Source organism: Sandaracinus amylolyticus (genome assembly GCF_021631985.1).
Taxonomy (GTDB): Bacteria; Myxococcota_A; Polyangia; order Polyangiales; family Sandaracinaceae; genus Sandaracinus; species Sandaracinus amylolyticus_A.
On sequence record NZ_CP070225.1, the window covers coordinates 2,816,888 to 2,829,437 of the forward strand.

Below are 12,550 nucleotides of genomic sequence, written 5' to 3' on the forward strand. Positions count from 1 at the left end.
ACGATTCGCGATATGAAGGCGCCCGTATGGCCGCGGACTTCCCCTCGTTGCTCACCGACGACGATCTCCACTGGTTCAACGAGGGCACGCACGCGCGCCTCTACGAGAAGCTCGGCGCGCATCCAGGCGTGGTCGACGGCGTCTCGGGGACGTTCTTCGCGGTGTGGGCGCCCGATGCCGAGCGCGTCTCGCTCGTCGGCGACTGGAACGGGTGGGATCCCGCGTCGCACCGGATGCGCGCCCGCGGGAGCTCGGGCATCTGGGAGACGTTCGCGCCCGGCATCGGCAAGGGCGCGCTCTACAAGTTCCACATCGAATCGCGCCACGGCGGTTATCGCGTCGACAAGGCCGATCCCTTCGGCTTCCTCCACGAGTCACCGCCGAGCACCGCGTCGATCGTCTGGGACCTCCACCATCGCTGGGAGGACCACGACTGGATGAACGCGCGGACGCGCGAGAACGCGCTCGACGCGCCGATGTCGATCTACGAGGTGCACCTCGGCAGCTGGGCGCGCGTGCCCGAAGAGGGCGATCGCATGCTCGGCTATCGCGAGATCGCGCCGCGCCTCGCCGACTACGTGATCGAGCACGGCTACACCCACGTCGAGCTGATGCCCGTGATGGAGCATCCGTTCCGCGGCTCGTGGGGCTATCAGGTCACCGGCTACTTCGCGCCCACGCATCGCCAGGGGAAGCCCGAGGACTTCATGTACCTCGTGGATCACCTGCACCAGCGCGGCATCGGCGTGATCCTCGACTGGGTCCCCGCGCACTTCCCGACCGACGAGCACGGCCTCGGCTACTTCGACGGCACGCACCTCTTCGAGCACGCCGATCCCAAGAAGGGGTTCCACCCCGACTGGCGCTCCTTCATCTTCAACTACGGCCGGCTCGAGGTGCGCTCGTTCCTGCTCTCGAGCGCGATGTTCTGGCTCGACCGCTATCACGCCGACGGGCTGCGCGTGGATGGCGTCGCGTCGATGCTCTACCTCGACTACTCGAGGTCCGAGGGCGAGTGGATCCCGAACCCGCACGGCGGGCGCGACAACGTCGAGGCGATCTCGTTCCTCAAGCAGCTCAACGAGCACGCCTATCGCGAGCACCCGGGCGTGCAGACGATCGCCGAGGAGTCGACCGCGTGGCCGATGGTGTCGCGCCCGACGTTCGTCGGTGGCCTCGGCTTCGGGCTCAAGTGGGACATGGGGTGGATGCACGACTCGCTGCGCTACCTCTCGCACGATCCGGTGCACCGCCGCTGGCACCACAACGAGATCACGTTCCGCGCGCTCTACGCGTTCAACGAGAACTTCGTGCTCCCGCTGAGCCACGACGAGGTCGTGCACGGCAAGGGCTCGCTCCTGAACAAGATGCCGGGCGATCGCTGGCAGAAGTTCGCGAACCTGCGCCTGCTCTTCGGATGGCAGCACGCGCAGCCGGGCAAGAAGCTGCTCTTCATGGGCGGCGACTTCGGCCAGTGGCGCGAGTGGGATCACGACACGAGCCTCGACTGGCACCTCGCGGAAGAGCCGCCGCACGCCGGGCTGCGCAAGCTCGTCGCGGATCTGAACGGGCTCTATCGCAGCGAGCCCGCGCTCTACCGCTTCGACTGCGAGCCGCGCGGCTTCCAGTGGATCGACGGGAGCGACGCCGAGCACAGCGTCGTGTCGTTCCTGCGGCTCGGCGACGAGCACGAGGCGCAGGTGCTCTGCGCGTTCAACTTCACGCCGGTGGTCCGCTACGGGTACGGTCTCGGAGTGCCGCGGGGCGGACGCTGGGTCGAGGTGCTGAACACCGACGCCGAGATCTACGGCGGGAGCGGCGTGGGCAACCTCGGCGGCGTCGAGGCGCAGCCCGGCGGGCTGCACGGGATGTCGCACCACATCGAGCTCACGCTGCCGCCGCTCGCGTGCGTGATGCTCCGAGGACCGACGTCTTGATCATGTTGATCAACACGATCAATCCATGAGCGGTCCGAAGTACATCTGCATCCACGGGCACTTCTACCAGCCGCCGCGCGAGAATCCGTGGCTCGAGGCGGTGGAGCGCCAGGACTCGGCGTACCCGTTCCACGACTGGAACGAGCGCGTGTTCGCGGAGTGCTACGGGCCCAACGCCGCGGCGCGCATCCTCGACGCGCACGGGCGCATCGAGCGCATCGTCAACAACTACGCGTCGATCTCGTTCAACTTCGGCCCGACGCTGCTCTCGTGGATGGAGCAGGCGCAGCCCGAGGTCTACGACGCGGTGCTCGCCGCGGATCGTCGGGCGCGCGAGCTGCGCGGCGGACACGGCTCCGCGATGGCCCAGGTCTACGGCCACGTGATCCTCCCGCTCGCGAACGAGCGCGACAAGCGCACCCAGGTGATCTGGGGCGTGCGCGACTTCGAGCGCCGCTTCGGGCGCGCGCCGCGCGGCATGTGGCTGAGCGAGACCGCGGCGGACGTCGCGAGCCTCGAGGCGCTCGCCGAGCAGGGCGTGCGCTTCACGGTGCTCGCGCCGAACCAGTGCCGTCGCGTGCGCGCGAAGGGATCGACGACCTGGCTCGACGTGAGCGGCGCGCGCGTCGACACACGTCGCGCCTACGAGGTCGCGCTGCCGAGCGGGCGATCGATCGCGGTCTTCTTCTACGACGGGCCGACGTCGCGCGCGGTCGCGTTCGAGCGCCTGCTCGACGACGGCAAGGGCTTCGCGCGGCGGCTCGCGTCGGTGCTCGACGATCGCCAGGAGCCGCAGCTCGTCCACATCGCGACCGACGGCGAGAGCTACGGGCACCACCATCGCTTCGGCGAGATGGCGCTCGCCTACGCGCTCCAGACGCTCGAGCGCGATCCCGACGTCCGCCTCACGACGTACGAGGAGTTCCTCGATCGCCATCCGCCCGAGTGGCAGGCCGAGATCGTCCCCAACACGTCGTGGAGCTGCGCGCACGGCGTCGAGCGATGGCGCGCCGACTGCGGGTGCAAGACCGGCGGTCCGCCGCAGTGGAGCCAGGCGTGGCGCGCGCCGCTGCGCGCGGCGTTCGACTGGCTGCGCGATCAGCTCGTCGAGGTCTACGAGCGCGAGACGTTCGGCCTGCTGCGCGATCCCTGGGCCGCGCGCGACGACTACGTCGACGTGGTGCTCGATCGCAGCGAGCCCGCGCTGCGCCGCTTCTTCGGACGACACGGCGCACCGCGGCCCGAAGGCGGGCTCTCGCCGCGCGAGGTGGTGCGCGCGCTCGAGCTGCTCGAGATGCAGCGCCACGCGATGCTCATGTACACGAGCTGCGCGTGGTTCTTCGACGATCTCGGCGGGCTCGAGACCGTGCAGTGCATCCTCTACGCAGCGCGCGCGGTGCAGCTCGCGACGGAGATCGCGGGCGACAAGTTCGAGGCAGGCTTCCTCGCGCGGCTCGCGCGTGCGCGCAGCAATCGCCCCGAGCTCGGCGATGGCGAGCGCATCTACGTCGAGCGGGTACGCCCCGCGATGGTCGATCTGCGCAAGGTCGGCGCGCACTTCGCAGCGAGCTCGCTCTTCGAGGAGTACCGGGCGCGCGAGCGCGTGTTCGGCTTCGAGGTCGACGTGATCGATCGCGAGGAGGCGCGCGCGGGCCAGGCGCGCATGTCGATCGGCCGCATGGAGGTCCGCTCGCGCGTCACGCAGGCGAGCGAGGATCTCGAGTACGCGGTGGTGCACCTCGGCGATCACAACCTCAGCGGCGGCGTGCGCGCGTGGCAGGGCGAGACCGCGCACGCATCGCTGCACAACACGCTGCGCGCGGCGTTCGGTCGCGCCGACATCGCGGAGGTGCTGCGCGCGCTGGAGCGTTCCTTCCCGAACGCGACGTACACGCTGCGCACGCTCTTCCGCGACGAGCAGAAGAAGATCCTCGACGAGGTGCTCGCCTCGACGCTCGAGGGCGTGGAGCGCGACTACGAGCAGATCTACGCGCAGTTCGCGCCGCTGATGCGCTACGTCGCGAGCCTCGGCCAGCCGGTGCCGAAGGCGCTGCATCAGGCCGCCGAGTACACGCTGACCGCGCGGCTGCGGCGCGAGCTCGAGCGCGGCGCGGAGGTCGATCTCGAGGGCGCGGGCGCGCTGCTCCAGGAAGCGCGCGATGCGGGCATCGTGGTGCAGCGCGACGAGCTCGGTCTCGCGGCGCAGGCCTCGCTCGAAGAGCTGCTCTGCGATCTGCAGCGCGACCCCGACGATCGCGAGCTGCTCGAGCGCATCCGCGCGATCGCGGCGTTCGCGGGCGAGGCCGAGCTGCGCTATGCGCCCGCGGTGGCGCAGAACCGTTTCTACGCGATGCGAGAGACCGTGTACGTCGCGCGCAAGCGCGCGCTCGGGCCCGATCAGCGCCCCGAGAACGACGCGTGGCTGCGCGCGTTCGCAGAGCTCGGCGCGCAGCTCGGCGTGAGAGTCGACGGATGAGCGATCCGAAGAAGGACGACGACGCGCTGCGCGTGCCCGCGGCGGCGCCGCTCGATGCGCAGATCGGTGCCGCGCTGCCGCGCTTCGTCGCGGTGATGCGGCGCTTGCTCGGTCCCGGTGGGTGCCCGTGGGATCGCGAGCAGACGTTCGAGACGATGCGTCCCTTCGTCGTCGAAGAGGCGCACGAGGTCGTCGACGCGATCGATCGTGGATCGCCGGACGCGCTGCGCGAGGAGCTCGGCGATCTCCTGATGCAGATCGTCTTCCTCGCCGAGCTCGCGCGCGCTCGCGGATGGTTCGGCCCCGACGACGTGGTCGACGCGATCAGCGACAAGATGATCCGCCGTCATCCCCACGTGTTCGGCGACGCGAAGGCATCGACGCCCGCCGAGGTGCTCGAGCGCTGGGAGCGCGACAAGGCGCGCGAGAAGGGCGCATCGGGCGAGCCGAAGGGCGCGCTCGACGGAGTGCCGGTCGCGATGCCCGGGCTGCTGCGCGCGGTGCGCATCGGCGACAAGGCGGCGCGCGTCGGATACGACTGGCCCGACGCCGAGGGCGCGCGCGCGAAGATCACCGAGGAGCTCGCGGAGCTCGACGAGGCCGCGGCATCGGGCGACGCGACGCGCACCGAAGAGGAGCTCGGTGATCTGCTCTTCGCGATCGCGAGCTGGTCGCGCAAGAAGACGATCGATCCCGAGGCCGCGCTGCGCGGCGCGCTCGATCGCTTCACGCATCGGTTCCGTGAGGCCGAGCGCATCGCGCACGACGAAGGGCGACCGCTCGCGGAGCGCAGCGCCGACGAGCTCGATGCGCTCTGGCGTCGCGTGAAGGCCCGCGCGCGCTGAGGCCATTCATCTTCCGAACGGGAACTGCGTCCCCGAACGTGGGACACCGACGCGCATCGTAGGCGGATCCCTCCGCCTCGTGTCGCTGTTCGTGCAACGAACGCACACTGCTGACGCGCAGTGGATTAGACTGCCTGCGTGCCCGCGTACGTGATCCGACTCGGTCCGCAGCGCATCCGACTGTACCCGGGCGTCTCGCGCGTCGGGCGCGATTCGCTCTGCGAGATCCAGCTCACCGACGAGTCCGTCTCGCGCCGCCACGCGACGATCCGCGTCGACGAAGAGGGCGCGAAGCTCTCGGACGACGCGAGCCGCAACGGCGTGCGCGTGAACGGTGAGAAGATCCGCGGCGCGCATCTGCTGCACGACGGCGACAAGATCCGCGTCGGCACCGTCGAGATGCAGTTCGAGGTCGAAGACGAAGCGACCGACGCCGGCTTGTTCGGCGCAGGCACGCGACCGCTGCCGCGACCAGGATCGGGCGAGCCCGATCCGCTCGCCGCGCTGAGCCCTCGCGAGCGCGAAGTGCTCGCGCGTCTCGCGCGCGGTGAAGCGCATCGCGACATCGCCGAGGCGCTCGACGTGAGCACGAAGACCATCGAGACCTACCGCGCCCGCATCGGCGAGAAGCTCGGTGTGAAGGGTCGCGCCGATCTCGTGCGACTCGCGCTGCAGGCCGGTCTGCTCTCGCCCGATCGCTGATCGCCGATCGCTTCGCGAGGGACGTGCTCGCGCGGACGCACGCGCGGGGTGTACGGGATCTCCCGGATACTTCGATCCCTTGTGAAATGACAGTTTCAGCGTGCGATGCTGCCACCGCTCCGCTGCGCCGGTCTGGTGCTCGCGCTCCTCGTGTGGGCGCTCGATCCGAGACCCGCGCACGCCGACGGCAGCGCGCTCGATCAAGCGATCGCGCACGTCGAGGACGCGGACTTCGCGAGCGCGCTCGCCGCGTTCGAAGAGGCCGAGTCGTCGACCGAGCTCACGCGCGACGACCTCGTGCGGCTCTACGCGCATCGCGCGACCGTGCACTTCGCGCTCGGCGAGCAGGGCGCGATGGAGGCCGATCTCGCGCGCCTCGTCGCGCTCGATCCCGACGTCACGCTGCCCGCATCGGCACCTCCGCCGGTCCACGAAGCGCTCGAGCGCGCGCGCACCGGCGTGCAGCCGCCGACCCTGCGCGCCGAGGCGGTGCCCACCGACAGCGGCGTCGAGGTGCGCGCGCGCGCCGAGGAGCACGGCGCGGATCTGGTGCGCGGCCTGCGCGCGTGGGCGCGTCGTGATCGCGACGGCGACGCCGCGTGGCGTCGCGGCGATGGCGGTGCGATCGCGGTCGAGGCCTCGCCCGGTGAGACTGTGCTCTGGTACGCGGAGGCGATCGGCCCCGGCGGCGCGGTGCTCGCGAGCGAGCGATCGCGCGTCGATCCCGGCGCGCTGATCGTGCCCGAGCCGCCCCCCGCGCCGAGCGGAGGAGGCGACGACTCCACGGCGTGGTGGCTCGTCGGCGGTGGCTCCGCCGCGGTGGTCGTGGGCGTGATCGTCGCCGTGGTGGCGGTGGTCGCGACGACGGAGCCGAGCACGACGCTCGGTGGACCGACCCTGGTGCCGTGACGTGAGGACGCTGTGATGACGTCGGCAGCCTCGGACGAGCTCCACGAGATCGCGATCCCGCAACCGGCGCCGGCCGCGCCCCCACCGACCGTCGGTCGCTATCGCGTGTGCGGCGAGATCGCGAGCGGCGGCATGGCGAGCGTGTACCTCGGCGTGTCCGAGGGCGAGACCTCGCCCGGCGCGGTGCGCGCGATCAAGCGCGTGCATCCGCACCTCGCGCGCCAGCGCGCGTTCGTGGAGATGTTCGTCGACGAGGCGCGCATCAGCGCGCGCATCAAGCACCCGAACGTGTGCGAGGTGCTCGAGTGGGGCGAGGCCGACGGCACGTTCTATCTCGCGATGGAGCTGCTCGCGGGCGAGCCCGTCGTGACGCTGCTGCGGCGGCTCAAGAAGAAGCCCCACCTGCTGATCGATCCGCGCTGGCATCGCTGCGTCGCGCGCATCGTCGCGGGCGCGTGCGCCGGGCTCCACACCGCGCACGAGCTGAAGGACGACGAGGGCGAGCCGATGATGATCGTCCATCGCGACATCTCGCCGCACAACCTCTTCGTCACGTGGGACGGATCGACGAAGGTCGTCGACTTCGGCGTCGCGAGCGCGAAGCACCGGCTGCACCACACGACGACCGGCACGGTGAAGGGCAAGTTCGCGTACATGTCCCCGGAGCAGCTCCAGGGGGCCAAGGTCGATCGACGCGCGGACGTGTGGGCGCTCGGTGTCGTGCTCTGGGAGCTGCTCACGGGGCGCCCGCTCTTCCGGCGCACGATCGAGAGCGAGACGATCTTCGCGGTGCTCAAGGAGAAGGTCCCGAGCTTCGCGAGCGTGCGACCGCAGGCGCCCGAGGCGCTCGAGCAGATCGCGCGCGCTGCGCTCAAGCACGATCTCGCGCGACGCACGCCGACCGCGAAGGTGATGCAGGACGCGCTCGAGGCGTGGCTCGCGTCGCAGGGCGGCTTCCAGCCGAGCGACGTGGCGGCGCTGCTCGACGAGCTCATGCCCGGCGAGCGCGACGCGTACCAGGCGTGGCTGCAGAAGGCGCTCACCGGCGGCAACACGCTCACGCCGCAGCGCGAGGCGGAGCTCACCGCGCCTGCGCCCGCCGCCACGGGGAGCGCGCGCGTCGAGCTCGACGATCAGTCGATGATCCAGCGCCGTGCGCAGCGAGGGCGCGCGCGGTGGATCATGCTCGGCGTCGGCGTCGGGCTGCTGATGTCGATCGGTGGTGGCGCCGCAGCGTGGGAGCTCGCCCGCGCATCGAGCCGCGACACCGCCGAAGCGCCCGCGATCGCCACCGCGATCCCCGTGAGCGCGCCCGCGCCGCGCGTTCATGCACCGGCGCAATCCGCCGAGCTCCCGGTCGCCGATGCGCCGCCGAGCGAGACGACGCCGGAGCCCGCACCGCGGCGCGCTGCGCCGACGCCGCCGGCCGAGACTCCGCGTGCGACCGAGACACCCGCCGCGCCCGAGACCCCCGCAGCGCCGACGCCCGCCGCGACCGCGGTCCGACAGAGCGCGCACCGCGCCGCGCGCCTGGCCGCCTCGCGCGCCGCGTCGTCGCCTGCCGACGATGACGGATCGGGCGTGGGATCGCTCGACGTCGCCACGCCCGGCGGTTGGGCCGAGGTGTGGCTCGAGGGCCGTCGCCTCGGTCACACGCCGGGCCGCTTCGAGCTGCCCGCGGGTCGCCACACGCTCGTGCTGCGCCCCGGCGGCGGCGGTGAAGAGCGGCGCGCGGCGGTTCGCATCGTGGGCGGTCAGCTCGCCCGCCTGCGCGTCGAGCTCGGAGAATGATGCGCGCCACGATCCCTCTGCTCGTCGCGATCCTGCTCGCCGCCTGCGAGCGCACCGAGGAAGTACCGTGGGAGATCCGCAGCGCGGATCCCAGTGCGCTCGAGAGCGCCGCGATCATCGAGACCACGGTGCGTCGCGGCGGCTGCGAGGGCGTGCTCATCTATCGCGAGTCGATCGCGCCCGATCGCCCGGGGCCCAGGCCTCAGGTCGGTCGCGGTCTGCACGGGTTCGCCGCGGAGGTGCGCGATGCCGAGTGCCGCCCGCTGGTGCGCGGCTGCATCGAGCGCGATCTCCCGCTGCGCGCGGGCGAGCGCGTGGAGCTCGTGCTCGAGCGTGTGCTGCCGACCGCGGCGTGCGCGGCGAGCGCGTGCGTCGAAGGCACCTGCACCGATCGCGACGCGGGCGCGGTCGAGATCGACGACGCGGGCATGCACGACGCCGGCGTCGAGGACGCGGGCGCGCCAGTCGATCAGGACGCGGGCACGCCCGACGACGGCGGCACGGTCGACGAGGACGGCGGGATCGAGATCGACGCCGGTCCGCTGCCCGCGGAATGCGACGGAACCGAGTGGTCGGGCCACTGCTACAGTTTCCGTAGCACCACTCGCGACTGGTCCACCGCCGAGGCCGCGTGCGTCGCGTGGCGCGGCCACCTCGCGAGCCTCGGCGGGCCCGACGAAGAAGCGTTCGTGCGCGGCCTCGCGAGCGGCGCGGCGTACTGGATCGGCCTCAACGATCTCACCGTCGAGGACATCTTCACGTGGGTCGACGGCAGCTCGTCGTCGCACCGTCACTGGGGGCCCGGCGAGCCCAGCGGGAACCCGCAGGCGCACTGCGTGCTCGACGAGCCGACCACCGACGGGTGGGCGCTGCGGCGCTGCCGCGACCTGCAGGCGTACGTCTGCGAGCGCTGAGAACGACGAGGCCGCCGGAGCGCAGGGCTCGCGGCGGCCTCGTTCGTCGTTCCCGTGATCAGCGGCAGGCGCCCGTCGACGCCACGCTCACGCCCGCGGCGTTCGCGGTGCATCGGTTCGAGTACGTGCGTCCGTCGCAGCCGCAGACCGGCACGTACTCGCGCGTGCACGCGCTCGGGACGTCGCGGCAGGTGCCCATCTGATCGGCGGCGCCACACGACGCCTCGATCGCGTAGTCGCAGAACTGCGCGTCACCGCACCCGAGGCCCGCGATGCCGCCGCACGGCTGCGCGCACTCGCCCTCGTGATCGACGCTGATGCCCGCGCTCGCCGCCTCGCACGCGTTGCCGTGGGTGCGACCGTCGCAGCCGCACACGGGCTGATCGATCTCCGCGCACGCATCGGGGCGACGCTGGCAGGTGCCGGGCGCATCGGCGCGACCGCAGATGTCGTCCGGCTCGTACGCGCAGTAGAAGCCCTCGGGGCACTCGCGCGGGCCCTCGAGGCGGAAGCCGCCGCACGAGCGACCGGTGGGATCGGTGCTCGGGCACTCGCGCATCTCCCACGCGCACACGCCCGCTTCGTCGCGGAGGCAGCGACCGGTGTTGCCACCGATCGATCCGTCCTCGCACATGATGATCGGCGCGCGGCTCGGCGGACCGCACTGCTCGACCGGGCACTCGCTGCCGGGCGTCGCGGCCACCATCTCGCAGCGGCTCGCGACGCACGCGGGCTGCTCGGCGCCGCACAGGTACACCGCGCGGCAGGGCTCGCGCACGTCGGGATCGCAGACCGGCGCGAACGCGTCCGCGTACGACGCGTTCACCGCGCGCTCGTGACCGCCCCACGCGCAGCTGCAGCACGTCGTCGGCACCGCGACGCAGTCGACGTCCGTCTCGCACGCGACGGTCGGATCGATCGGCGCGCAGAACGAAGGGCACGGCGCGCGGATGCAGAAGCGCTGCTCGCAGGCCGAGCCGCTCGGGCACTCGCCGAGGCGACACACCGGACGGCACTCGCTGCCCGTGCAGCCGAGCGAGAGCGTGAACGAGCCCGCACGATCGAAGTACTCGCGCACGACCACGAGGTACGTGCCGTCCGCGGGCGCGCGCAGCTCGACGTGCGAGTCGAGCGTGCCGCGCGCGTCGTCGTTCACCGCGATCGCGCGCATGCGCGACCAGGTCTGGTTGCGCTGCGGGCCGTAGACGTAGAGCACGGTGTCGAGCCCGTCGTGGCCGCTCGCGTCGAGCACGATGCGCGCGCCGCCCGCGGCGGTGAAGAGCCAGCCGGCGTAGCCGCGCTGCGAGAACGACGCGTCGAGCGCCTGGCCGTGATCGATCACGCCGCGCAGCTCGAGGCGACGCGAGACGGAATCGGCGGCCTCGTCGCGGTCGACGATCTCGATCTCTTCGGGCGCGGATTTGGGCTCCGCCGCGACGCAGCCGACGGCGAGGATCGCCATGAGCGGGAGCACTTGGACCTGGCGAATCATGGAGCGGGATCTCCTGGGTGGACGAGAGCGTTCCCCCGCCTCGCTCGTACAGCCCTCGCGCTTCGGGGTGCGCCGCGCCACGCACTTGTCGTTCCATGTAGCCAAACGCGGAGCAGGACCGCGTGATCAGTGGATGTTTCGCGGCAGAACGGCAGGGATGGCCGATCGAGTCGCCGGCGAGTGTGGCCAGTTGGCCTTCCAGGATTGCTGGAATCAGGACCGTCGGTCTAGGCTCGCGCCGTGGCCCGAATCCTCCACATCGAGGACGACCCCAAGAGCCGCCTGCTGGTCCGCAAGATCCTCGTCGCCGCAGGGCACGAGGTGGTCGATGCGGCCACAGGGCTCGAGGGCATCCGCCTGGCGGGCGAGGTCAGCCCCGAGCTCGTGCTCGTCGACATCAACGTGCCCGATCTCGACGGCTACGAAGTGACGCTGCGACTGCGCGGGATTCCACGCCTCGCGGGCGTACCGATCGTCGCGATCACCGCGGAGGGCGATCGCGCGACGAGCCTCGCGGTCGGCTGCGACGGCTTCCTCGAGAAGCCCATCGACGCGCGGCGCTTCCCTAAGCAGATCGAGAAGTTCTTACGTGGGCACCGCGAGCGCGCCGAGGACAACACCGGCGAGATCCACCTGCGCCAGCAGTCGCAGCGCATCGTCGAGCGCCTCGAGAAGAAGATCGTCGAGCTCTCGCAGGCGAACACGCGCCTCGAGGAGATGATGCGGCTCCGCCGCGAGTTCCTGCGCAACCTCTCGCACGAGCTCGCGACGCCGATGACGCCGGTCGTCGGCTACCTGAAGCTGCTGCTCGGCGAAGAGCTCGGCCCGCTCACGCCGGTGCAGCGCAAGGCGCTCACGAGCGTCGACGCCGCGACCTCGCGCCTGCGCTCGCTGATCGACACGCTGCTCGACGTCAGCTCGCTCGAGACCGGGCGGCTCCACTTCTACGCGCGCGACTACGACTTCGCGCAGGTCGCGGCGCGCGCGATCGACGAGAGCAAGCCGCGCTTCGAGGATCGACGGCTCACGCTGCGCGACGGCCGCAGCAAGGAGGCGCTCCTCGCGACGGGCGATCCCGACAAGCTGCGCCGCGCGATGGCGCACCTGCTCGACAACGCGGTGAAGTTCACGCCGCCGGGCGGCGAGGTCGCGATCGCGGTGCAGCGCGTCGCGGGCCCGACGCCCGAGGACGCCTCGTACGAGTTCATCGTCGCCGACAACGGCCCGGGCGTGCCGCCCGATCGCATCGCGAAGATCCTCGAGCCGTTCTACCAGGTCGACGGATCGGTCACGCGACAGCACGGCGGGGTGGGGCTCGGGCTCGCGTTCGCGCGTCGTGTCGCGGAGGCGATGGGCGGCGACGTGACGGTGAACAGCCCGCCGAGCCCGGCGCTCACGGCGCGCGGCCTCACCGGCACCGAGGTCGTCCTGCGGGTGAAGGTCCGCCCCCGGATCCCGGCGAGCACGCATCCGATGGAGTAGAT

At 71.5% G+C, this 12,550-nt stretch carries 9 protein-coding genes; 8 read left to right on the top strand and 1 reads right to left on the bottom strand.

What is annotated here, in order from left to right; genetic code table 11:
* Positions 1 to 26: 26 nt before the first annotated feature.
* The 7 genes from glgB (at position 27) to I5071_RS11660 (ending at position 9,574) form a co-directional block, all read left to right on the top strand.
* Positions 27 to 1,937 carry a 1,4-alpha-glucan branching protein GlgB gene (glgB, locus tag I5071_RS11630; RefSeq protein ID WP_236605498.1) on the top strand — a complete coding sequence of 637 codons (1,911 nt, stop codon included), beginning with the start codon at positions 27 to 29 and terminating at the stop codon, positions 1,935 to 1,937.
* Positions 1,938 to 1,962: 25 nt separating this feature from the next.
* Positions 1,963 to 4,413, top strand: a complete 2,451-nt coding sequence (locus tag I5071_RS11635) for a DUF3536 domain-containing protein (RefSeq protein WP_236605499.1) — start codon at positions 1,963 to 1,965, stop codon at positions 4,411 to 4,413.
* Positions 4,410 to 5,258 carry a nucleoside triphosphate pyrophosphohydrolase gene (gene mazG, locus I5071_RS11640; protein WP_236605500.1) on the top strand — a complete coding sequence of 283 codons (849 nt, stop codon included), beginning with the start codon at positions 4,410 to 4,412 and terminating at the stop codon, positions 5,256 to 5,258. Before I5071_RS11635 ends, mazG begins: the two co-directional genes overlap by 4 nt.
* 138 nt (positions 5,259 to 5,396) lie before the next feature.
* The gene (locus I5071_RS11645) at positions 5,397 to 5,960 is read left to right on the top strand and encodes a LuxR C-terminal-related transcriptional regulator (protein ID WP_236605501.1); all 564 of its coding nucleotides are present in this window, start codon (positions 5,397 to 5,399) and stop codon (positions 5,958 to 5,960) included.
* A 105-nt stretch (positions 5,961 to 6,065) separates the two neighbouring features.
* Positions 6,066 to 6,869, top strand: coding sequence for a hypothetical protein (locus I5071_RS11650; protein WP_236605502.1), 804 nt, complete (start codon positions 6,066 to 6,068; stop codon positions 6,867 to 6,869).
* A 15-nt stretch (positions 6,870 to 6,884) separates the two neighbouring features.
* The gene (locus I5071_RS11655; RefSeq protein WP_236605503.1) at positions 6,885 to 8,660 is read left to right on the top strand and encodes a serine/threonine protein kinase; all 1,776 of its coding nucleotides are present in this window, start codon (positions 6,885 to 6,887) and stop codon (positions 8,658 to 8,660) included.
* Positions 8,660 to 9,574: a C-type lectin domain-containing protein gene (locus I5071_RS11660; RefSeq protein ID WP_236605504.1), complete on the top strand. Its 915-nt coding sequence runs from the start codon at positions 8,660 to 8,662 to the stop codon at positions 9,572 to 9,574. Before I5071_RS11655 ends, I5071_RS11660 begins: the two co-directional genes overlap by 1 nt.
* A 58-nt stretch (positions 9,575 to 9,632) precedes the next feature.
* Here the strand turns inward: I5071_RS11660 and I5071_RS11665 are convergent, their stop codons facing one another.
* Positions 9,633 to 11,066: a Kazal-type serine protease inhibitor domain-containing protein gene (locus I5071_RS11665; RefSeq protein ID WP_236605505.1), complete on the bottom strand. Its 1,434-nt coding sequence runs from the start codon at positions 11,064 to 11,066 to the stop codon at positions 9,633 to 9,635.
* Between the two features lie 240 nt (positions 11,067 to 11,306).
* On the opposite strand from I5071_RS11665, the gene I5071_RS11670 reads away from it, so the two are divergent.
* Positions 11,307 to 12,548: a sensor histidine kinase gene (locus tag I5071_RS11670; RefSeq protein ID WP_236605506.1), complete on the top strand. Its 1,242-nt coding sequence runs from the start codon at positions 11,307 to 11,309 to the stop codon at positions 12,546 to 12,548.
* Positions 12,549 to 12,550: the final 2 nt, after the last annotated feature.

What these genes read in the sequence shown, in the direction of transcription:
- glgB (WP_236605498.1), top strand. Translation starts at nt 27, where the DNA reads ATGGCCGCGGACTTCCCCTCGTTGCTCACCGACGACGATCTCCACTGG.
- I5071_RS11635 (WP_236605499.1), top strand. Translation starts at nt 1,963, where the DNA reads ATGAGCGGTCCGAAGTACATCTGCATCCACGGGCACTTCTACCAGCCG.
- mazG (WP_236605500.1), top strand. Translation starts at nt 4,410, where the DNA reads ATGAGCGATCCGAAGAAGGACGACGACGCGCTGCGCGTGCCCGCGGCG.
- I5071_RS11650 (WP_236605502.1), top strand. Translation starts at nt 6,066, where the DNA reads ATGCTGCCACCGCTCCGCTGCGCCGGTCTGGTGCTCGCGCTCCTCGTG.
- I5071_RS11655 (WP_236605503.1), top strand. Translation starts at nt 6,885, where the DNA reads ATGACGTCGGCAGCCTCGGACGAGCTCCACGAGATCGCGATCCCGCAA.
- I5071_RS11660 (WP_236605504.1), top strand. Translation starts at nt 8,660, where the DNA reads ATGCGCGCCACGATCCCTCTGCTCGTCGCGATCCTGCTCGCCGCCTGC.
- I5071_RS11665 (WP_236605505.1), bottom strand. Translation starts at nt 11,066, where the DNA reads ATGATTCGCCAGGTCCAAGTGCTCCCGCTCATGGCGATCCTCGCCGTC.